Origin of the sequence: Dactylosporangium vinaceum, from assembly GCF_019904175.1 — a bacterium.
Lineage (GTDB): Bacteria > Actinomycetota > Actinomycetes > Mycobacteriales > Micromonosporaceae > Dactylosporangium > Dactylosporangium vinaceum.
The window spans coordinates 5,660,233-5,680,627 of the sequence record NZ_CP061913.1; the positions used below are offsets into that span (position 1 = coordinate 5,660,233).

22 protein-coding genes and 1 pseudogene are annotated in these 20,395 nt (G+C 73.8%); 13 read left to right on the forward strand and 10 right to left on the reverse strand.

Annotated elements, in window-relative coordinates; all coding sequences use genetic code 11:
• Positions 1-87: 87 nt before the first annotated feature.
• Positions 88-1,104, reverse strand: coding sequence for a methyl-accepting chemotaxis protein (locus Dvina_RS25345; protein WP_223104947.1), 1,017 nt, complete (start codon positions 1,102-1,104; stop codon positions 88-90).
• Positions 1,105-1,343: 239 nt separating this feature from the next.
• Here Dvina_RS25345 and Dvina_RS25350 point away from each other — a divergent pair, with 239 nt between their 5' ends.
• Positions 1,344-1,997, forward strand: a complete 654-nt coding sequence (locus tag Dvina_RS25350; RefSeq protein WP_223104948.1) for a PRC-barrel domain-containing protein — start codon at positions 1,344-1,346, stop codon at positions 1,995-1,997.
• 48 nt (positions 1,998-2,045) lie between these two features.
• Here the strand turns inward: Dvina_RS25350 and Dvina_RS25355 are convergent, their stop codons facing one another.
• Positions 2,046-2,369 (reverse strand): DUF6401 family natural product biosynthesis protein, encoded by a 324-nt coding sequence (locus Dvina_RS25355; RefSeq protein WP_223104949.1) that lies wholly within the window; start codon positions 2,367-2,369, stop codon positions 2,046-2,048.
• Between the two features lie 119 nt (positions 2,370-2,488).
• Between Dvina_RS25355 and Dvina_RS25360 the strand changes: the two genes are divergently transcribed.
• From Dvina_RS25360 to Dvina_RS25375, 4 genes are read left to right on the forward strand one after another with little or no spacing between them, the layout of a single operon-like run.
• On the forward strand, positions 2,489-4,183 hold the full coding sequence (locus Dvina_RS25360; protein WP_223104950.1) for a serine/threonine-protein kinase: 1,695 nt from the start codon (positions 2,489-2,491) through the stop codon (positions 4,181-4,183).
• A gap of 5 nt (positions 4,184-4,188) precedes the next feature.
• Positions 4,189-4,479 carry a hypothetical protein gene (locus tag Dvina_RS25365; protein WP_223104951.1) on the forward strand — a complete coding sequence of 97 codons (291 nt, stop codon included), beginning with the start codon at positions 4,189-4,191 and terminating at the stop codon, positions 4,477-4,479.
• Positions 4,480-4,538: 59 nt separating this feature from the next.
• Complete coding sequence (locus Dvina_RS25370) at positions 4,539-4,718, forward strand: YegP family protein (RefSeq protein WP_223104952.1); 180 nt, start codon at positions 4,539-4,541, stop codon at positions 4,716-4,718.
• A 24-nt stretch (positions 4,719-4,742) separates the two neighbouring features.
• Complete coding sequence (locus Dvina_RS25375; protein WP_223104953.1) at positions 4,743-6,131, forward strand: SigE family RNA polymerase sigma factor; 1,389 nt, start codon at positions 4,743-4,745, stop codon at positions 6,129-6,131.
• A gap of 46 nt (positions 6,132-6,177) precedes the next feature.
• Here the strand turns inward: Dvina_RS25375 and Dvina_RS25380 are convergent, their stop codons facing one another.
• Entirely contained in the window at positions 6,178-6,681 is a 504-nt protein-coding gene (locus Dvina_RS25380; protein ID WP_223104954.1) for a lecithin retinol acyltransferase family protein, read from the reverse strand.
• Positions 6,682-6,719: 38 nt separating this feature from the next.
• On the opposite strand from Dvina_RS25380, the gene Dvina_RS25385 reads away from it, so the two are divergent.
• Positions 6,720-7,634, forward strand: coding sequence for a hypothetical protein (locus Dvina_RS25385; RefSeq protein WP_223104955.1), 915 nt, complete (start codon positions 6,720-6,722; stop codon positions 7,632-7,634).
• Positions 7,635-7,686: 52 nt separating this feature from the next.
• Here the strand turns inward: Dvina_RS25385 and Dvina_RS25390 are convergent, their stop codons facing one another.
• The 3 genes and pseudogenes from Dvina_RS25390 to Dvina_RS25400 all read right to left on the reverse strand — a co-directional run.
• Positions 7,687-8,019, reverse strand: coding sequence for a winged helix-turn-helix domain-containing protein (locus tag Dvina_RS25390; protein WP_223104956.1), 333 nt, complete (start codon positions 8,017-8,019; stop codon positions 7,687-7,689).
• Complete coding sequence (locus tag Dvina_RS25395; RefSeq protein WP_223104957.1) at positions 8,016-8,714, reverse strand: hypothetical protein; 699 nt, start codon at positions 8,712-8,714, stop codon at positions 8,016-8,018. Before Dvina_RS25395 ends, Dvina_RS25390 begins: the two co-directional genes overlap by 4 nt.
• Before the next feature lie 185 nt (positions 8,715-8,899).
• Positions 8,900-9,526, reverse strand: a pseudogene (locus tag Dvina_RS25400) (sensor histidine kinase); the annotation flags it as partial.
• Between the two features lie 53 nt (positions 9,527-9,579).
• Between Dvina_RS25400 and Dvina_RS25405 the strand changes: the two are divergent.
• The 6 genes from Dvina_RS25405 to Dvina_RS25430 all read left to right on the forward strand — a co-directional run bounded on the left by Dvina_RS25405 (position 9,580) and on the right by Dvina_RS25430 (position 14,581).
• A complete protein-coding gene (locus Dvina_RS25405; protein ID WP_223104959.1) occupies positions 9,580-10,035 on the forward strand; it encodes a hypothetical protein in 456 nt (151 codons plus the stop codon).
• 89 nt (positions 10,036-10,124) lie between these two features.
• A complete protein-coding gene (locus tag Dvina_RS25410; protein ID WP_223104960.1) occupies positions 10,125-11,261 on the forward strand; it encodes a serine hydrolase domain-containing protein in 1,137 nt (378 codons plus the stop codon).
• A 119-nt stretch (positions 11,262-11,380) separates the two neighbouring features.
• Complete coding sequence (locus Dvina_RS25415; RefSeq protein ID WP_246656438.1) at positions 11,381-12,478, forward strand: cellulose-binding domain-containing protein; 1,098 nt, start codon at positions 11,381-11,383, stop codon at positions 12,476-12,478.
• Positions 12,479-12,550: 72 nt separating this feature from the next.
• Entirely contained in the window at positions 12,551-13,141 is a 591-nt protein-coding gene (locus Dvina_RS25420) for a cadmium resistance transporter (protein WP_246656439.1), read from the forward strand.
• A gap of 79 nt (positions 13,142-13,220) precedes the next feature.
• Positions 13,221-13,736: a SigE family RNA polymerase sigma factor gene (locus tag Dvina_RS25425; protein ID WP_223104961.1), complete on the forward strand. Its 516-nt coding sequence runs from the start codon at positions 13,221-13,223 to the stop codon at positions 13,734-13,736.
• Positions 13,733-14,581: a hypothetical protein gene (locus Dvina_RS25430; protein ID WP_223104962.1), complete on the forward strand. Its 849-nt coding sequence runs from the start codon at positions 13,733-13,735 to the stop codon at positions 14,579-14,581. The genes Dvina_RS25425 and Dvina_RS25430 overlap by 4 nt, the downstream gene beginning before the upstream one ends.
• A gap of 98 nt (positions 14,582-14,679) precedes the next feature.
• On the opposite strand, the gene Dvina_RS25435 is transcribed toward Dvina_RS25430, so the two are convergent.
• The gene (locus Dvina_RS25435) at positions 14,680-15,078 is read right to left on the reverse strand and encodes a VOC family protein (RefSeq protein ID WP_223104963.1); all 399 of its coding nucleotides are present in this window, start codon (positions 15,076-15,078) and stop codon (positions 14,680-14,682) included.
• 68 nt (positions 15,079-15,146) lie between these two features.
• Entirely contained in the window at positions 15,147-15,341 is a 195-nt protein-coding gene (locus Dvina_RS25440) for a hypothetical protein (protein WP_223104964.1), read from the reverse strand.
• A gap of 53 nt (positions 15,342-15,394) precedes the next feature.
• Between Dvina_RS25440 and Dvina_RS25445 the strand changes: the two genes are divergently transcribed.
• A complete protein-coding gene (locus Dvina_RS25445) occupies positions 15,395-15,964 on the forward strand; it encodes an AAA family ATPase (protein WP_223104965.1) in 570 nt (189 codons plus the stop codon).
• A 29-nt stretch (positions 15,965-15,993) separates the two neighbouring features.
• On the opposite strand, the gene Dvina_RS25450 is transcribed toward Dvina_RS25445, so the two are convergent.
• Together Dvina_RS25450 and Dvina_RS25455 are read right to left on the reverse strand one after the other, a co-directional pair.
• Positions 15,994-17,331 (reverse strand): neutral zinc metallopeptidase, encoded by a 1,338-nt coding sequence (locus Dvina_RS25450; protein ID WP_223104966.1) that lies wholly within the window; start codon positions 17,329-17,331, stop codon positions 15,994-15,996.
• 147 nt (positions 17,332-17,478) lie between these two features.
• Positions 17,479-20,373, reverse strand: a complete 2,895-nt coding sequence (locus tag Dvina_RS25455) for a M36 family metallopeptidase (protein ID WP_223104967.1) — start codon at positions 20,371-20,373, stop codon at positions 17,479-17,481.
• Between the last annotated feature and the right edge of the window lie 22 nt (positions 20,374-20,395).

Consider the following 20,395-nt stretch of genomic DNA (forward strand, 5'->3'; position numbering starts at 1 on the left):
GCAGGATAGCCAGCCACGGACCGCCGCCGGCACCGCGCCACCGCCCGGGCGGGCGGCACGATCGCCGAGGTTCGTGCGGGCGCGGCGCTAGCGGCGGTGCGGCACCGAGATGCTCTGCTCCCGCACCAGCGAGTCGACGGCCTCCTGGGTCGAGCGCAGCCGGTCCATGGTGGCGTTGATCTGCTGGATGCTCTTCACCGCCTCGCCGGTCTGGGTGCGGATCTGCTTGATCTGCACGCCGATCTGCTCGGTGGCCTGACCCGTCTCGGTGGAGAGCTCCTTGACCTCGCCGGCGACGACGGCGAAGCCCTTGCCGGCGCTGCCCGCGCGGGCCGCCTCGATCGTCGCGTTGAGGGCGAGCAGGTTGGTCTGGGCGGCGATGCTGGTGATGAGGTTGCCGACGTTGCCGATCTCGATGCTGCTCGCGTCGAGCTTGCCGATCGTCGCCGCCGCCTCGTCCGCCCGCGCGGCGGCCGCCGTGACCGCCTGGCTGAGCTCCTGGCTGACCTGGGCGAGCTTCGCCGCCGAGCCCGACAGCTGGGCCAGCTGGTGCTCGGCGGTGGCCATGAGCGTCTTCTCGTTGTCGATGTCGAACAGGGCGCCGGCCACCCGCAGCGGCTTGCCGGTGTGGTCGCGCTTGGTCGCGCCGGTGGCCCGGAACCAGCGGTAGCTGCCGTCCTTCAGCGCGAGGCGATACTCGATGTTGTACGGGATGCGCCCGGTCCGGTCGTTGAGGTGGTTCATGAACGCGGTGACCACCCGGTCGACGTCGTCGGCGTGCAGGCGCGAGGCCCAGCTGGACAGGATGTTGGGGAAGTCCCGCTCGTCGGTGAAGCCGAGCATCCGCCGGAAGTCCTGCGACCAGTTGAACGTGTTGTTCGGGTTCACCGGGTCCTCGGCCACGACGTCCATGTCCCACAGCCCGATCCCGGCCGCGTCGGTCATCAGCTGGAAGCGCTCCAGCGCGGCCGACTCGTTGGCCCGCAGCGACGTCACCTCCGCCCGCAGCGCATCCCGCTCGGCGGTCACGGCGGCGAGCTGCTCACCGTCCCGCGGCGAGTACCCGGTGTCGGCCGCCGCTTTCGAACCCCGTCCCCACGCCATGTCGCCACCCCATCGCCGATCGCCACCAGATGCTCTCAGCCCATCGGCCGGTCCGGGACCGAGCTGACCTTTACGGCGCGACCGCCGCCGCGCGGGTGCGGGATCGTCGCGGCCCGGGTGCCCGGGCGGGGCGGCCGGTGCGGTTGAGGTTCGTGCGGCCTCCGGGGGAGTAGGTCGCGGCCGACTGGGTACCCCTGTGATGTACGGAGAGACGGACAAGACAGGGAAGGAACTCCCCCGTGACTGCCAACTCCCCCAACATTGCGGCACTGCAGGGCCAGGACGTGTACGACCGGGAAGGCGCCAAGGTCGGCACCGTCGGCCAGATCTTCGCGGACAGCGCCGGCCAGCCGGCGTGGGCGAGCGTCAACACCGGGCTCCTGGGCATGCACCACACGCTGGTGCCGCTCAACGGGGCCAGCCCCCGCGAGGACGGGCTGCAGATCGCGTTCGACAAGGCGACCGTCAAGGCGGCGCCCAACGTCGACTACTCGGCCGACGAGCCGCTGACCGGTGACCAGGTGCAGGAGCTGTACCAGCACTACCAGCTGCAGTGGGACGCGACGAGCACCGAGGACTACGAGCGCGGCTACACCGCGGGCGCCGAGCAGACCCGCGACTCCTACGAGCACACCGAGTCCGGTGCGTACGACAGCACGGCGCCGCAGGGCACCTACGAGCGGACCGTGCCGGGCGCGTACGACAACACCGCGCCGCAGGGCACGTACGAGCGGACCGCGCCGTCGGAGGACTCGGCGTACCGGGCTCCCCAGAACGACCCGGGCTACCGGGCCGCGCAGGAGCGCGACGACGAGCTCCTCGACACCAGCACGGAGCAGGCGCGCATCGACCGGGCCGCGCCGAGCGAAGAGGAGCGTCACCGCCTCATCTGATCGACCGCGACAGTGCCGCTCCGGGCTCCCGGGGCGGCACCGTCGTGTTCAGACGGCCGTCGCGGTCAGCGAGGACACGGCGGACAGGCGCAGCAGCGGCCACGACGGCGCCGTCCCCGGCTCGAGGCGCCAGCCCCGCCGCTCGGCGGTGTCGAGGACCCCGTCGGCGTACGCGGCGAGCCGGACCACAGGCATCCGCCCGGACCGGTCGGCTATCGCCTCGCGCACCTCGGCCGCGTGCTGGTCGACGGCGGCCGCGAACCAGCTCGCGCCCGCACCCAGCCCGGCGACCGCCGCCTGCACCCGTTCGCCCAGCTCAGCGAGGCGGGCCCGGGCCTGTGGCGCGAACGCCGGCTCGTGCATCTCGTCCATGGGCGACCAGCTTAAGAACGGATCATTACGGGAAGGTTGCGTGCGTGATTTCATGTTGTACTGCAACCGTGACCGAAGGTTGATGCGTAGGAGCTGATCAATGGGGAAGGTGATCCACCGTGCAGGGGCATGGGCGGGGGCGGACGCTGGGTGGCCGGTACCACCTCGATGACGTGCTGGGCGTCGGCGGCATGTCGACGGTCTGGCGCGCCCATGACCCGGTGCTTGGCCGCGACGTGGCGGTGAAGCTCCTGTCCGGGCGCCACGCCACCGACGCCGAATCCCGGCAGCGGATCCGCATCGAGGCCCGGGCCGCCGCCGCCCTCGCGCATCCGAACATCGCCCAGGTCTACGACTTCGGCGAGACTGTCGAAGACGGGCAGCGCACGCCCTACGTGGTGATGGAGCTCGTGCCCGGCCTGACCCTGGAGCGCCCGGCGGGCTCGCCGCTGCCGCCGCAGCGGGTGTTCCGCATCGGCGCCGAGGTCGCCGCGGGCCTGGCCGCCGCGCACGCGATCGGGCTCGTCCACCGCGACGTCAAGCCCGCGAACGTGCTCCTCGGCCCGACCGGTGCGAAGGTCGTCGACTTCGGCATCTCGGCCCCCGCGGGCGCCGGCGAGTCGGGCGACGAGCTGCTCGGCACGCCCGAATACCTGGCCCCGGAGCGGTTGACCGACGATCCGGTCACACCCGCATCTGATGTGTACTCCCTCGGCGTGGTCCTGTACCGCCTGCTCACCGGCCGCCTGCCCTGGCCCGCCTCGATCCCGGCGGACCTGCTGGAGGCGCACCTGTGCACCCCGCCCGCCCCGCTGCCCGAGCTGCCCGGCCTGCCGCCGGAGATCGCCGACCTGTGCCTGCGCTGCCTGGCGAAGTCGCCGGCCGAGCGCCCGTCCGCTGTCGCTGTCGCAACGGCCCTGGCGGCCGCGGCCGGTATCCGCACCGTCGCCGACGAACCGGCCTACGAGGCCGCGCCGCCGGCCGCCGACGGCGGACCGTCCACCATCCTGGTCCGCCCGCCCGGAGCCGACGCGCCCCTGGCCGTCGCCGACTCGTCTTCGGCCGTCGCCGACTCGCCCCTGCCCAGGGCTGACTCGCCCCTGGCTGTCGCCGACTCGTCTGCGGCCGTCGCCGACTCGTCTGCGGCCGTCGCCGACTCGTCTGCGGCCGGCGATGGTTCATCTGCGGCCGGCGCCGGTTCCCCGCCCCCGGCCGCCGGGGACCGCCGTCGCCGCGTCTACGCGCTCGTGGCCGTGGCCGTCGTGGCCGGGGGCGCGCTCGTCGCCTGGTCACTGGTGCCGGAGCCGGGCGGGCGGGCACCGGCCGCCATCGCCGGCACCTCACCGTCCGCCGCGGGCGGCCCGGCGCCCGGGTCGAGCGCGCAGCCGGGCGCGGGGCCGGCGGGCGGGGCGGCCACCGGTACCGCGGCCGCCGCGAGCCGCCGCCCACCGTCCGAGTCCGCCGCCGCCGACACCGGCACCGGCACCGCGGCCGCCGCCACCACTGCCACCACGACGTCGGCGGCCACCGGGGCACCCCCGGCACCGAGCGGGCCGCCGCCGCCGACGCCGGGCCGGCCCCAGACCTTCACGTCGGCCGCCGGCCGCATCGAGGCCGGGTGCACGGCCGCCGGCCAGGCCAGGATCACCTCGTACCAGGCGACAGTGCCGTGGCGGGTCGACTGGGTCAACCCCGGCCCGGCCACCGCCGCCACTGCCGCGTTCACCCGCGGCGCCGAGACGATCGACATGACCGTCACGTGTGACGGCACGGAGCCGTCCGTCGCCACGAGCACCCACACGAAGCAGCCGTAGCGGCCGTGGAGACGACCGAGGACGGGCGCTTCGTCGTCATCGACGGGCGGCGGTGGCGGGCGACCGACCCGGCCATCCCCGAGGACGTGGCGAAGGTGCTGCGCAAGGTGCTCATGGCGGCGCGGCGCGACGTCGGGGCGGCGCTGCGGGCGGGGCAGGACCCGGCGGCGGCGCGGGCGCGGGTGCAGGCGGCGAAGGTCGCGCTCGGCGAACGGGGCACGCCGTGGTGGGAGCAGAGCCTCGTCCAGCGCCGCGAGCGGTGGGAGGCCGGGCTGCCGGCGCCGGAATCCGGCTGACGGGCGATTACCGTCGTCGATTGCGGGTACCCCCGAAGAAGCATTGAAGGGAGACGGCGATGAAGTTCGTGTTGAAGAAGGCCAGCAACGGCCAGTACCGGTTCAACATGGTCGCGAGCAACGGCCAGACGGTGGCGACGAGCGAGACGTACACCCGCAAGGCATCGGCGATGGACACCATCGCGTCGATCCAGCAGCGCGCGGGTGGGGCCACGATCGACGACCAGACGGCCAACTGACCGTCCGCTTTCCCGACCCGCCCGATGGCTCCGGCCGCCGGGCGGGTCAGCCGTCTGTGCCGCCGGGCGTCCACCGGGCGGCCGGGCGGTCGCCGCCATATCCGCGGGAACGTCCGGCTGCGCGGCGAGCGCCTGGTGCGCCTGGCCCGGCTGCTGGTGCGGGACCGGCACCTGGCCGAGGACCTGGTGCAGGAGGTGCTCGGGCGGGCGTACGTGCGCTGGGACCGGGTCAGCCGGGCCGACGACATCGACGTGTACGTGCGGCGGATGCTCGTCAACCGGCACATCTCCTGGCTGCGCCGCCGCTCGTCTTCCGAGATCGCGACGGACCGGTTCGCCGACCGCCCGACCGGCACCGACATCGGCACGCAGACCGCGGAGCGGGAGGCCGCCTGGCAGCTGATCGCGGACCTGCCGCCGCGGCAGCGGGCCACTGTCGTGCTGCGCTACTACGAGGACCTGGACGACGCCAGGCACCGCCGCAACCGGCACCTGACCCTGGGCGCCGCGGTTGCGGTGCTGGGGGTTATCGCCGGGGCCGCACTCGTCCCGCACCGCACCCCGGCACCGCTTCCCGGGCTCCCGCCCTCGGCCACCCCCGGGACCTCGGCGACGGGCGCCGCACCGACGCCGTCGGCGTCGCCGCTGCTGCGCCCGCCCGCCGCCGAGGGCCGCCGCCCGCTCGCCGACGGCGGCCGGCCGGGCGACGGGCTCCAGCTGCACCTGGACACGGACGACCCGGAGACGCTGCTGCTCACCTACAGCGCCGCTCCCGGGACCGAGTCGCTGCGCGTCGTGCGCTCGAAGACCTCGCCGCCCGGCGTCGACGGATACCTGCTGGCGGTCGGCGGCTCCGTGGCGGAGCTCGACGCGGCCCTCGAACCGCGCCTGGGGGCCGGTGCGACGTGGCAGACCCAGGACGTCGTCAACGGCTGGGCGGTGCGCGTCTGGCAGCCGCGCGCCGGTCTGTGGGCCGCCGCGGCCGTGGAGCTGGCGAAGAACCCGAAGGTGTCCTCCCCGCCCGATGCGGTCGCGGAGGCCGCCGCCCGGCTGGCCCTCGACCGCGTCCTGACCTGCACCCTGGGCGTCCGGCTGACCTGGGCCCCGCCCGGGACGAAGACCGCCGGCTGCGGCCTGACGTGGGCCGGGCGCTCCGGCTTCGCGGGCCTGTCGTTGCAGGCACCGTCGGGCGGCTACTTCTACCTGTCCGAGGTCTCGGCGGGCGACTTCCACCCGAACACCACCTACGCCGGCGTCCCGGTCCAGAACGACCGCGACGGCGCGACGGCGGTGATCGGCGAGCACACCTTCGTGATCGAGGCGGCCGCCTCGGGCCTGCCCCGCGACGCGCTCCTGCACGTGCTGACGGGCATCCGCCTGGCACCCGCAACCACCGACCCACTGGCGTCCTGAGTGGCAGAGCTCGACGCGTGCTGCGCAGGCGGCTCCGCCACCCGACTCAACCGGCGTGGTAGTCGATGAGGCGTTCGTCCTGCCACGGCGGGCGGTTGGCGCGGCGGCCGAGGAGCCACCCCAGGGCGCCGGCGACCGGGTTGGCGGCCATGGCGATGAGAGGCAGGCTCACGGCGAGGCCGGTGGCGTCGCGGACCTGGGCGCTCTCCGCGGTGCCGATCTTGCAGAACGTTGCGAGGTGCTCGCAGTTGTTGTTCAGCAGGTGGTACTTCGCGTGCTTGCCCGAGTTCGACAGCTGCAACAGCCGCTCGGCGGTGGCGCAGGCCTCGCCGGGGCTGTTCAGGTCGACCTCGTCGGCGTCGTAGCTGCGCACGTAGAGCGGGCTGCCGGCGACGAAGTCGGCGAGCGAGGTCCGCCGGATCGCCGCGCCGCGCTTGTTGTTCGGCTGGCCGGTGAAGTGGATGACCGACCCGCGGCCGACGTAGATGCCGTGATGGGTGAAGGCCCGGCGGTCGGCGACCAGATGCCAGCCCGGCTCGATTCGCACCATGCCGATATCTGACGGACGGCGCGTGGCAGGGTGGTCAGGTGGCTCCGGGCTGGCTTGTGGGATGGTGCCGCGAACGGCTCGGTGCCGAACCGGTCGCGGTGCTGTTCGAGGTGGTGCAGACGTCGGCCGTGTTCGGGCTCCGGCTGTCCGACGGCGCCGAGGTCGTGGTCAAGGCGCGCGACGACGACAACGGGCGGGCCGCGGCCTGTGTTGCCGCCCAGGCGCAGCTGGCCGCCCGGGCCTTCCCCTGCCCGCGGCCGCTCACGGCGGCCGTGCGGGTCGGCGCGCTCGCGGTGCACGCCGAGGAGTACCGGCCCGGTGGCCAGGTGCTCGGCGGGGATTCGCCGGGCGTGGGCGTGCGCTACGCGCGGGTGTTCGCCCGGCTCATGCGCGAGCTGGCCACTGTGGACACTGCGCCGCCCCGCCCCAGTCCCCGGTGGGTACGCTGGGACCACCCCGGCCCCGGCCTCTGGCCCGCGATCCCCTTCCTGGACGCCCTCGACCAGAGCGCCGTCCCGGCCCACATCACCGGCCCGGCGGCTCGGGCCCGCACCCGGCTCCTGCGCGACGGCTCGCCGTGCGTCCTCGGCCATGCCGACTTCGAGGCGCAGAATCTTCGGTGGTACCGCGGGCGGCCCCGGACGATCCACGACTGGGACAGCCTGGCCTGGCAGCCCGAAGCGGCGCTGGCCGGTGCTGCCAGCGCGGCGTTCGCCAGGTCGTCCGGGCCGCCGACGCTGCCGCCGGTCGGCAGCTCCGCGGCGTTCCTCGCGGCCTACCAGGACTCACGCGGGCGGGCGTTCACCGCGGCGGAGGTCGAGGTGGCGTGGGCGGCCAGTGTCTGGCCGGCGGCCCACAACGCCCGGTGGGAGGTGCTGCACGGCCGGCCGCCCGTGTGCGGTGACGCGCTGCGGGCGCAGGCGGCCGAGCGGCTCCGGCTGGCCGGCGCCTGAGCAGTCGGCGATTCGTCACCGCGGCGCCGGCCTGAGCGCGGCCGGGCCGGGGTCAGCGGGCCTCGGCGGCCGGGGGCTCCAGGCGGGCGATGAGCCGCTTGAGGCGGTCGATCTCGGCGGCCAGGGCGGCGTGGCCGGCGGGGGTGAGCGTGATCCAGGTGCGGCCGCGCTTGCCCTCGTAGCCCTTCTCGACCTCGACCAGGCCCGCCGTCTCCAGGACCGTGACGTGCTGGGAGAGGTTGCCGGCGGTCAGGTCGAGCTGGGTGCGCAGGAAGCCGAACTCGACCCGGCCGGCCTCGTGGGCGATGGTGAGTACGCCCAGGCGGACGCGCTGGTGGACCACGTCGTCCAGGCCGTTGACGGGGTGCAGGTCCTCGGCGGTCACCGCGACAACCCCCGGCGGTGGGCATACGCGAAGCCCGCGCTGCCCAGCAGCAGCACGGTGCCGTTGATGACCAGCTGCGGGACGAACTGCGTGTCACCGTGCCAGCCCGCGCCCCAGCCGAAGTTGACCGGCACCAGCACGACCACCAGGTAGATGGTGGCGAACAGCAGCAGCGTGACGCGGCGCTCCAGCCAGGCCAGCACCAGCAGCGCCAGGCCGATGATGCCCGTCGGGTCGAGCGTGCGCAGCAGGAGCTCGGCCGACCGGGACGGGGTGCCCGGATACGGCAGCGGGTTCGCGACGACGAACACCGCCGTGATGGCGGCGGAGAGGGCCACGAGGGCGAGGCCGGCGAAGACGTACGGGCGCACCCGCGGGCCCAGGCCGCGGCGGCGGGCGACGCGCAGGAAGCCGGCGGCGATGACGATGTAGGCCACCGTGAGCGCGGTCCACCAGTAGATGGACGGGGCGATGTAGAAGGCCCGGCAGACCTCGCCGTTCGGGATCGCCCGGCAGTCGCTGAGAATCGGGTGGCTGAGGAGGTACACCGGAATCGCGCCAAATGTCACAAGCCCCAGGATCAGCAGGGGTAGCCAGGTCACGCGCTGGGCGATCCGGACCTGGCGGGTCAGGTTGTGCACATCGGCCAGCAGCCGGCGGGGATCACCGCCGACGGGCACCGCATCGGAAGTCATACCAACAGGTTTGCATTCCAAACCGATTGGCGCAAGTACCGCTCCAGCGCAGCGCCCCCGCGGCCGGGTCGGGCCCGATGCGCTCGGGCGCGACCCAGTGCTCGGCCCGCACGCCCGCGTGCAGCGCGGCCTGATCGCCGTCGCCGTCGACCTCCATGACGTGGCGCTCCACCCTCCGGATGCGACTACGTGTCGTCGACGTCATGACGGTCCGTCGCAAACGACAAATCCGCCGCGTGCCCCGGCAGCTCGACCCGGAACGTGGCGCCCCCGCCCGGCGTGTCGATCGCCTCGATGCGCCCGTGGTGGGCGGTGACGACGGCCTCCGCGATCGCGAGGCCGAGACCGGTGCTCGTCGGGCCGCGACCGGTGTGGGTGCGCGGCGCATCGGCGCGGTAGAACCGCTCGAAGACGCGGGCGGCCGGCCCGGCGGCCAGGCCCGGCCCCGTGTCGACGACCTCGATGACGGCCGTCTGCGGGTCGCCACTCAGGCGCACGGTGACGGCGCAGCCCGGCGGGGTGTGGGTGACCGCGTTGGTCGTCAGATTGGCCAGGACCTGACGCAGGCAGGGCTCGTCGCCGCGCACCACGAACGGGCCCGGCCCGGCGAGCTCCAGGCCCACCGTGTGCGCCGGGGCTCGACGGCGCGCATCCTCGACCGCGTCGATCGCGAGCGCGAGCAGGTCGACCGGCCCCGCGGCCAAGGGTCGGCGCTCGTCCAGCCGGGCGAGCAGCAGCAGGTCGTCCACCAGAAGGCTCATGCGCTGCGACTCGTCGGCTATCCGGCGCACGAGCCGGCTCACCGCGGCCGGTCACCGGGATCGAGTGGCGCCAATGCGTGGCGGACCGGCCTATGCTCTCGGGCATGACCGTTGAGGAGCCCGGAGCGGCCGAGAAGCCCGTCCCGCAGGTCAGGGCCGGCATGGTCATCAGCCTCGTCACCCGCGAGGACGTTGTCGTGATGGACCCCGACCGGTTCATGGCCGCGGCACGCCGGGCCTATCTGGCCGGTGAGCCGGACCGCACCGAGGGCGACGCCGTGGCGGCCGTGGCCGATGTCTACGACGCGGTCTTCGCCCTGGTCGGCCGGTACGGTTCGCTGGCGTCGGCCGACCCCGAGGTGGCGGCCGGCGCTACGGTGCTCGAGCGCATGAGCGGCGGGCTGGGCCACCTTCCCGGCGATCGGGTGACCGGCCGGGCGGACGGCCTGTCGCCGGCCGGTGCGGTAAGCAAGGTCCTGGTCGACAGGTCGGCGCCGCTGCAGGACTACGGCTGCTTCCTCCCCGGCGACGAGGAGCTGTTCGCGGCCGCCGACGAGTGAGGGCGCGGCGGAGGGGTACAGCCTGCGCTACCGCGGGCGGGTAGTGCGCTGGATCGATCGGGGCCGATCGGGGCCATAGCGTTGCCGGTATGACGAAGAAGCTGAAGCGTTCCGCCATCGCCGCCGGGGCGGCCGTCGTGACCGCCGCCGCCGTGCTGTCCGCGCCGCAGGCGTTCGCCGATGAGCGGCTCAAGGCGCTCGACCGGCTCGTTGCCGAGGACGGGTTTCCGGGCGCGCTGGCGTCGGTGCGGGGTACCGCGGGCGCGGTGCGCGACTACACGGCGGGAGTGCGGGACCTGCGGACGCGGCGGGCGGTGCCGACGAACGGGCAGGTGCGCATCGGCAGCAACACCAAGACGTTCACCGCCGTCGTCGTCCTGCAGCTCGCCGGCGAGGGGAAGGTCGACCTGGACCAGACCGTCGAGCACTACCTGCCGGGGATCGTGCGCGGCAACGGCAACGACGGGTCGAGGATCACCGTGCGGCAGCTGCTGCAGCAGACGAGCGGGCTGCCCGACTACGACGACGTGCTCTTCACGAAGCCCGAGGATCTGGCCGGGCTCGCGCACACGTACTTCGACCCGCGCCGGCTCGTCGACGCGGCCATGACGAAGGCGCCGTCGTTCCCGCCCGGGGCGCGGTGGGAGTACAGCAACACCAACTACGTGCTCGCCGGGCTCATCGCCGAGCGGGTCACGTCCCGGCCCATCGGTGAGGAGATCACCCGGCGCGTCATCGACCCGCTCAGGCTGCGTGACACCTACTGGCCGGGCGTGGGGGAGCAGCGTCTGCGCGGTACCCACGCGCAAGGGTATGTCGCGGTCGGACCGGGCGCGCCGTGGATCGATGTCACGCAGATGGACCCGTCGCTCGGCTGGTCGGCCGGGCAGCTCGTCTCGACGCCGTCGGACCTGCGCGTGTTCTTCGAGGCGCTGATCGGCGGGCGGCTGCTCCGGCCCGCGCAGCAGCAGGCGATGCTCACCACCGTGCCGGCGCCCGGGTTCGAGCCGACGCCCGGCTGGGAGTACGGGCTCGGTGTCGCCCGGCACGCGCTGTCCTGCGGCGGGTACGGCTGGGGGCACGGCGGGGACATCCAGGGGTACGAGACGCGCAATCTCGTCACGACCGACGGGCGCAGCGCGGTGGTCGCCGTGACCGGGCTGCCGACGTCGGAGCGGATGGTCACCGACGTGGTCGATGCGGTCGACGCCGCGCTCTGTGCGTGAAACTTTCGGGGCGCGCGCTCCCGGTGTTTCGGATTGCCACCGCCACCTTGCCGAAAAGGTTTTCGGTCGACACAGTGACTGATGCCTTATCGGAGTACTTGGATGGAAGGAGGGTTGCGTTGCGCCGTCAACAGTTTCGCAGCCTCGTGGCCGTCACCGCCGCCGTCGGGCTCGCCGCCGCCGGGGCGAGCGTCGCCTCGATGGCCAGTGCCGCCACCGCCGGCTGCCGGGTGACGTACACGATCAGCTCGCAGTGGCAGGGCGGCTTCGGCGCCACCGTGGCGATCACGAACCTCGGTGACCCGATCACGGCCTGGACCCTGACCTGGAGCTACGCCAACGGCCAGACGGTCGCCCAGGCGTGGAACGCCACCGTCACGCAGCGCGGGCCGGCGGTGTCGGCGACGAACGTGTCGTACAACGGCGCGCTGGCCACGAACGGCAGCGCGTCGTTCGGGTTCAACGGGTCGTGGACCGCCACCAACCCGGTGCCGACCGCGTTCACGCTCAACAACGTCGCCTGCACCGGCGGCACGACAGCACCCACCACCGGCTCCTCGCCGACCCGGCCGGCCTCGCCGTCGCCGTCGGTGTCGCCGACCCCGACCGGCGGCGGCACCGGGCCGGCGCTCAAGACCGTGCGGGTGTTCTGGCTCAAGCCCACCGACGTGGCGTTCGACAAGCGCTATCCGGACGGCATCGCGGGCGTCATGCGCGAGGCGCAGCGGTACTACAAGCAGGAGCTCGGCAAGACCTTCACGCTCAACAGCACGGTCGTGGAGGTGGTCAACGGCGAGCACGATAAGCAGTGGTACATCACCACGAACTGCGGCGGCAGCGACCACTACTGGTGCGTGGTGGAGAACATGCAGGCCGAGCTGATGCGCCGATTCGGCATCAGCGGCCAGGACGGCCGCTGGCTGTGCGTCGGCGAGATCAGCGCCGAGGAGGCCGGCAAGTCCGGCGGCGGCGGCGGACCCGGCTGGGTGATCCTCAGCGGTCACGACGCCGACGGCGGTGCGGGCCTCAACGGCGCGATGAACCGCTGGTACGGCGGCATGGTCCACGAGCTCGGCCACGGCTTCGGCCTGCCGGACGCGACGTCGACGGACGGCACCCCCATGTCCGCCTCGTTCTACGGCTACCCGGACACGCACTTCAGCCAGGCCCAGAAGAACGCCATCCTGGCCGGGCCGTACGGGAGCTTCCTGTCCTGAGCCACACCGGCCGGCCCCGTCGCCGAGCGCGCGCAGGGGGCCGGCCGCGCTCCACCGGGTAGGGTGCTGCCGGTGAGCCTGGGCATGGTCGGGCCGGCGGCCGGACTGTTCGCCGTGACGAACGTCGACGACCTCGTCGTGCTCGCGCTGTTCTTCGCCCAGGGTGCCGGGCGGCGCGGTGTGACGCGCCGGATCGCCGCCGGGCAGTACCTCGGCTTCGCCGCAATCGTCGCCGTGGCCGTGGCCGCCGCGTCAGGGGCGACGCTCCTGCCCGCGCGGGTCATCCCCCTCCTCGGCCTGGTGCCGCTGGCGCTCGGGGTCCGCGCCGCCGTCCAGCTGTGGCGCGACCGCGGTCGGCCGCCGCCCGCGCCGGAGCCGGACGAGCGGCCCGGCCCCGGCGGGCCCCGGGTGCTGGAGGTCGCCGCCGTCACGTTCGCCAACGGCGGCGACAACATCGGCGTCTACGTCCCCGTCCTCGCCACCGCGGGCCCGGCCACCATGGGCCTCTACGTCGCCGTGTTCCTGGCCCTGGTCGCCGTCTGGGTCGCCGCCGGCCGCTACCTCGCCACCCGCCCGCCGGTCGCCCGGGCCCTCGAGCGCTGGGGTCACCTCGTGCTGCCGGCCGTCCTCGTCGGCGTCGGCGTGCTCATCCTGCTGGGTTGAGCCGGACGGGTGCGCAGAGCCCGGGCACTCAACCTTTTCCGGCGCCCTTTCGTCCTTGCCGGTGACGAAGGGAGTGCACGTGCCATGGAAAGACCGTGACTTCGACGGCCTCAGCGCGCTCGTCGCCGAACGGGGCAGCGCGCTGCTCGGGACCGCGGTCCTGCTCACCGGGAGCCGGGCGGCGGGTGAGGACCTGGTGCAGGCCGCGCTCGAGCGGCTGATGCGGTCGTGGGGCCGGGTGCGCGACGACCGCGAGGGCTATCTGCGCCGCACCATGTACCACCTCGCCATCGACGACTGGCGGCGCCGCCGCAGCCGGCCCGAGGTCCTCGCCGAGGTCGAACCGCCGGCCCGGCCCGACACCTCCGACGTGGTGGCCCTGCGGCAGGTGCTGATAACCGCACTCGCCAAGTTGCCCCCGCGGCAGCGGGCCGTGTTGGTGCTGCGGTACTGGGAGCAGCACACCGAGGCCGAGGCCGCCCGCGTCCTCGGCTGCAGTGTCGGCTCCGTCAAGTCGCACGCCTCGCGCGGCCTCGCCCGGCTGCGTGAGATCACCGCCGATTGGGACCTGTTCGTGAACGGAGCCGCACGATGAATCTGGAAGACCAGCTCACCATCGGGATGCAGGAGCACGCGACGGGGCTCGCGCTCGAGTCCGACGTGCTGGCCCGGGCCGGGCGCAACCACCGCCGCCGGGTGCTCACCACGCGCCTCGGCGCCGCCGGCCTGGCCGGGCTGCTCGTCGCCGGCCTGGCCGTGGGCGTGCAGCTGCAGGGCCAGCAGCCGCGCTCGCAGCCGGCGGCCCCGCCGGTGGCGATGGAGCAGCCGTCGGTGCGCCTGGCCAACGCGGCCGCGGCCAGCGACGACATCAGCTACAGGTTCACGCTCACCGACGGCCCCGTGGTCTACGCGGGCGCCTTCGACCCGAAGACCCGCACCGGCTACCTCCACAGCGACAACGAGGCCGGGACGCTCGTCGAGCTGCTCATCGCCGGCACCCGGTACATCGGGACCGAACCGCGGGCCGGCGTGCAGGTCACGGGCAACCACGAGGCGTACAGCCGATACGGGCAGTACCCCGGCACCTACGACCGGCTCTCGTTCGGGCTGACCGGCGACGCCACCTACGGGCCCGGCAGCGCCGACCCGACCGAGCTGTTCAAGGCCCTGCGCGCGGCCGGCGCCGCGATCACGCAGAACCCGGACGGCACCCTGCACTACCGCATCACCACCGATGACGGCCAGTCGAAGTCGGTGCTCGACGGCGACGTCTCGCTCAACGCCGACGGCCGCATCGCCCGGATCGTGGTCGCCGGGGCGTGGTCGTCGACCGCGAAGGGCCGCCTCGACCAGGGGCAGCTGGCCCGCACGGTGGAGCTGTCCGACTACGGGCTCCCGGTCACCGTCCAGCGCCCGGCCCAGGTGGTGCCGGTCAAGTAGCGAGCGGGTGCTGCCGGCCCGGTCCGCCTCCGCCACCGGGGCGCCCGTGGCCGGCAGTACGCGTGCGCACCGGCTCCCGCACTGCCACTCCGGGCGACTCAGTCGTCGGACTCGAGGGCGAAGGTGTTGCCGTCCGGGTCCTGGATCCAGGCGATCCGGCCGCCGCCGGCGCGGGCGGTGATGCCCCGGGCGTCGTGCACCAGCCCGTCGTAGCGCACGCACTCGACCCCGGCCGCGGCCAGCTCGTCGACGAGCCGGTCGAGGTCTTGGACGTACCATGTCGCAAGCGTTGCCGTCGTCTGCCCGGCGGTGGTCGACTGGTAGACGTTCAGCGCCGGGCCGCCGCCGGAGCCGTAGACGCGGCCGCCGTCGGCGATGCGCGCGCTCGGGCCCGACCGCAGCACCGGCAGGCCCAGGCGGCCCTCGTAGAACTCGACAGCCCGCCGGATGTCGGACACGGCGACGGAGGCGCGCAGTTCGTAACGGCTCAATGACATACCTGGATTCTCACCCACCCCGCCCCGCCGCGCCGCCGGTTGCGCATCCTCGGGGGGATCGCCCGCAGCTACAGCGCCCGCGCGTTGCCCCGCGTCTCGGCGTCGGCCGGGAAGAAGCACTCGATCCGCAGCTCCTGCAGCGTGATGTCCTGCGCCGTGCCCAGGGTCGTGACGGTGGAGAAGTAGCCGAAGCGGCGCTCGTCGCGGCGGTAGCGGGTGCGGTGCCTGTCGTGTACATCGGATACGTCGTCATGCCTCGACACTGCTCGCCCGGTGGATACGGAACAATTCCCTCCGAGGTAATACGGTTGGCGCGGTGAAGTTCGTCCACCTGAACGGCCCACCGGGGATCGGCAAGTCCACCCTGTCGGCCCTCTACACGGATCGGCACCCCGGCACCCTGAACCTCGACATCGACGCCCTGCACCGCCTGGTCGGCGGGTGGCGGGGCGAGGTGATCGACACGTGGCCGCTCGTGTGGTCGCTGGCCCGAGCGATGGCGGCGACCCACCTGACCGGCGGCCACGACGTCGTCCTGCCCCAGTATCTCGCCACGACCGGCGAGGTCGCGCAGCTCGAGCAGCTCGCGCACGAGCACGGGGCAGCATTCCGCGAGGTCGTCCTGCTCGACGACCGGGCGGCGGCGATCGAGCGGTTCAACCGCCGCGCCCGCGACAGCGACGACCCGTGGATCCGCCACCATCACCGCCTCATCGAGCTCGGCGGCGGCCCGCGCGCGCTCGGCGCCATGTACGACAACCTGATGGAGCTCGTCCGCCGACGCCCGGCCGCCGTGGTGGTGCCGAGCCCGCCCGGGGCCGTGGAGGTCGCCTACGAGCGGCTGACGGACGCCTTGCGCCAGCCGCCCTCCCCGCCTACCGCGTGATCCGGGCGTGAGTCCGCGGGCGGGCGGCCTCAGGCGCAGCCGGGCAGGCCGCCGAGGACGCCGTTGCGGAACGCGCCGATGCGGTCGAACGCGCTCGCGTCGGCGGTGGCGGCGGCGCGGCCCAGGACCAGCAGCGTTGCCACGGCCTCGTCGAGGTCGCCGGGGGACAGGCGCAGCCCGTCGCCGGCCGGGCGGCGCAGCAGGTCGTTGGCCCACGTGCCGGCCAGGCAGTCGACGGTCAGCTGGCCCGCGCGGCCCTCGGCGGACTGGCCCCGCCGCACCTGCACCGCCCGGGCGAACAGGTCGCCGAGCAGCATGCCCACGGCGTTGTCGCCGATGTGCCGGTACAGCTGCGGCCCGAGCTGCCGGTTGTCGAACGCGACGAAGTCGCCGCTGGGGCAGTAGAACGCCGACTCGGCACCGGCCGGCTGGCGGTCGCGGCACTGCGGTGCCGCGGACGGGTCGAACGGCTGGATCTTCAGCGGCGGCCAGGCCGAGCCGCTCAGCTGCGGGAAGACCCGCTTCCAGTAGGCCTGCACGTCGTCGCCGAGCTCGGTCACGGCCCGCCCGTAGGGCAGGTCGCCGCCGCTGGCCGCCTCGTCGCGGCTGCTGAACGGGATCTCGGTGACCGGCAGGTTGTCGGCGGAGTAGGCGGCGCACCGGGCCGGGCCCTGCTCGATGCCCTCCTGCAGCGCCCGGACCCGGTCGAAGGCGTTGCCGTGGGCCTGCGGCGCCTGTGCCGACACGCCGGGCTGGTCGCGCAGTGAGAGCAGCCCGGCGACGGTGTTGTCGAGCTGCTGCGGCTGCGGGGCGGCGAACGCGTCGGAGTGCCCGGCCGCCACGTCGGCGATCCAGCTGCCGGCGAAGCAGTCCGCCTGCTGCTCCAGCACGATCGTCGGCTGCTGGGTGAGGCCGAGCCGCTCCTGGACGGCGTGGCCGTATTCGTGGGCGACGACCACCGCGACGAGCAGCCGCCCGTAGTCCGCGGCGAGCTGCGGGATGAGCACCTCGGCGTCCCAGGCGATGAAGTCACCGTCCGGGCAGTAGAAGGCGTTGGGCTGGTACTCCGGCCGCTGCTGCCCGCAGGCCGGCGGCGGCTCCTGTCTGGTGTAGGGGTGGTACCCGCCCGAGACCTTCTGGAACGCCGCGCCGCCGGACAGCTTGGGGTAGGCGGCGCTCCAGAAGCGCTCGACATCGCCGATCGCGGCGCGGACGGTGGCGTTGGCCTCGTCGGCGGACGGTGCCGAGCCGCGGTCGGCCACGCCGTTGCCGTCCCCCGGCGACGGGAGGTTGCCGATCGCGCAGCCGAGCCCGAAGGCCAGCGTCAAAGCGGCGGCGGCGACCCGTCCGAGCCGTGTCTTGACCATATGCGTCGCACACCCCTCATCGGCGGACCTCACATGGCTCGATATCCCGCCGGGGCGGGGTCAAACGTCGCCGTCACGATCGGGGTGCGACGGGCCGGGCCCGCCGCACACACCCCGGCTGGGTGGACGCGGCGGGCCCGGTCGTGCTCACTGCTCGACGAGCGCCTGGCCGCCGGGGCCGAACGCCTGGACCTCGGCGATGCGGACCTGGTCGCGGTACGGGTTGTTCGTCGCGCAGTCGGTGCCCGCCTGCGGGTCGTTGTCCTGCTCCCCGGCGTAGAGCGGGTTGCCGGTGCACTGGCTGGCCAGCACCACGATGCGCAGGTGGGTGGCGCGCGTCGGGCGGATGTCGAAGCTGCGCAGGTTCAGCTGCGGAGCCATGGGGCGCACGAGCTCGGCCGGGAAGGCGTCGGAGCGGCTGCGGTACACCTCGTGGAATCCGGCGTCGGTGGAGCAGTCGGAGCGTTCGGCGTTGCACGTCTGGATCGAGAACGACCGCAGCGCGCTGAACCGGTTCTGCGGGCCCGGGTCGGGGTCGCCGGCGATCGCGGGCCGCAGCAGGGCGCTGACGTTGACCGCGGTGACGTCGACCGCCCGGTCACCGGCCAGGTCGATGGTGACCTGCCGGCCCGCGACGCCGTCGAGCGAGGCCCAGTCGGTCGCCTCCGTGTCGTCGTTGATCCGGGCGGCGTTGACGCCGGTGCCGGAGGCCACCGCGCCCCGCGTCGCCGAGGCCAGGTTCGGGGTCACCCGCAGCCGCAGGTCCTGCGCCCGGCCCGGCTTGAACGAGGCGGTGAAGCGCTGGGTGCCGTACCCCTTGCCGTTGACGACGAAGTGGAAGTCGGTGCCGGGCACGATCTGGAACGTGTCGGGCAGCGCCGTGGCCGGGTCGGTGTCGGCCACCGGTGTCACCCGGGCCTCGTAGTCGCCGACGTACAGGCTGATGACCGCGCCGTCCTTCGGGCGCAGCGTCACCGTGGCGTTCCTGGCGTAGGGCGAGTGGAAGCTCGGGGTCGGGTCCACGTCGGACGGCCCGCCCGTCGCCCCCTCGCCCAGGCCGGACTCGGCGAACGCCTGCCAGATGATGTCCCGGTCGGCGCCGCCGAATCGGACCAGGTCGGCCGCCAGCAGGTTGTCGCGCATGTTGACCATCGTGGCCTCGCCGGCCGCCTGGAGCAGGAACGAGTCGAACATCAGCTGCATCCAGCGCCGGTTGCCCGGGCACTTCGCGGCGTCGGCGCGGCCGTCGGCGCACGCCTGCTGCAGCGCGGGGTTGCCCAGCCCGTAGCGGTCGACGAACTGCTTGCGGACCCGCAGCATCGTGGCGACCCAGATCTCGCCGTCGGCGTGGACCTCGGGGCCGATCAGGTCGAAGCCGAAGTCGGAGTAGTTCAGCGGGCTGCGGCTGCCGTCGTAGTTGCGGATGCCCGCGTGCGGGTTGCCGGAGACGTAGCCGCCGGTGACGAACGGGGTGTCGCCCGGGGCGCGCAGGTTGTTCTCGAACAGGTACTCGGCCGCGGTCAGGTCGCCCCACGCCTCGCCCATCGAGCCGCCCTGCACGCCGGTGAGGCCGGTGTCCGGTCCGGCGATCATGCGGTTGGTGATCGCGTGGGTGTACTCGTGCCCGATGATCGTCATGTCGAAGTCGCCGTCGGCGCACGGCGGGTAGCCGACGCCGGCGACCGGCTGCCACAGGTACATGTCGGTGACCGGGGGCTCGCCGTCGGGGCCGGTGGCCTGGTAGGCGTTGTTGCGGCTGCCGCTGAGCGCGCCCGACTGGGCGTGGCCCTGCTCCGCGTCGTTGCCGAGCCCGCCCGGCTGGAGGTTGACGACCTGCATGTTCCACGCGGACTCGGTGAAGCCCAGGTGGTAGCTGAAGTCGTGCATCCGGTTGTGCATGGCGAAGAGGTTGGCGACGGCCGCGTCGGCGTCGTTGCGGCCGGCCGAGGTGAGCGCGTCGGGGTTGCACTTCGACCGGCGCCACTGGTCGGCGAACGGGTAGGCGTACGCGCGGCTGGGCTTGGCGGTCGCCGGGAAGGTCGGCGAGTCGGCGCCCCAGAACACGACGTCGCCGGCCGAGTTGCCGGCCGAGGTGAACGTCGGCTGCCCGGTGGTCCGGTCGACGTCCCACGCCTGCCCGGACGCGGCGTCGCGCACGGTCTTGGCGCAGCCGATCTGGGGCGAGTAGCACCAGGTTGTCCGGGGCCCCTGCGGCGTGGCCGGGAACACCGCCCAGGACGGGTTGTCGGCGTCGAAGTCGACCTGGTCGTCGCGGACCAGGACGCCGCCGGTGCGCGCGTCCACGAACGTGGTGTACGCGGCCGGGTTCGCGGTGTCGGTGGAGACCAGGGTGACCCGGTAGGCGCTGCGCGGCCCGTCCTGCGGGGTGGGCACGGCGACGGCCGTCGTCTCGGGGCGATACACGTGGTCGGCGTTGAGCCCGGCGTCGCGCAGGGCGGCGGCCGTGGCATCGCCGGCCGAGAGGGTGGCCGGCGCGGGGGCCTGGGTGTCGCGCGAGAGCGAGGACGACACCCACACGACCTTGCCGCTGTCGAGCAGGATCGACACGAGCCCGTCGTGGCCGGCGGGCAGGCCGCCGAAGCGCTGCCGCAGCAGCACGACGGTGCCGGTGCCGATGGGCCGGACCATCAGCTGGTCCATGGCGGCGACGGCGGTGGCGTCCAGGCCGTACAGGTCCTGGTTGTCGACCAGGTAGCGCCGGGCCGCGCCGGCCGAGTCGGCGGTCAGGCCGGTCGGGACCGGCGCGTTCGGTGCGAGCGCCTCCGGCTCGCCGAACGCGTTCCAGCGGACCGGTCCGGCGCCGCTGCGGCCGGCGGCGTCGCGCTGCCTGTCGCTGGGGGCCTTGGTGCCGTGCCGGTTGTCGACGTCGCGGGGCGCCCGCGCGTCGAGGTCGTGCGGTGTGACGGGGCCGGGCTTGGGGTCGGCGGCCGCGGGTGTGGCGTTCACCGTGCTCGAGGCCGCGACGGCCAGGACGGTGAACGCCACTACGGACCAGCCCCGCCATTGAGCGGTGCGTTCCATCAACACTCCCTTGTCGACGTGT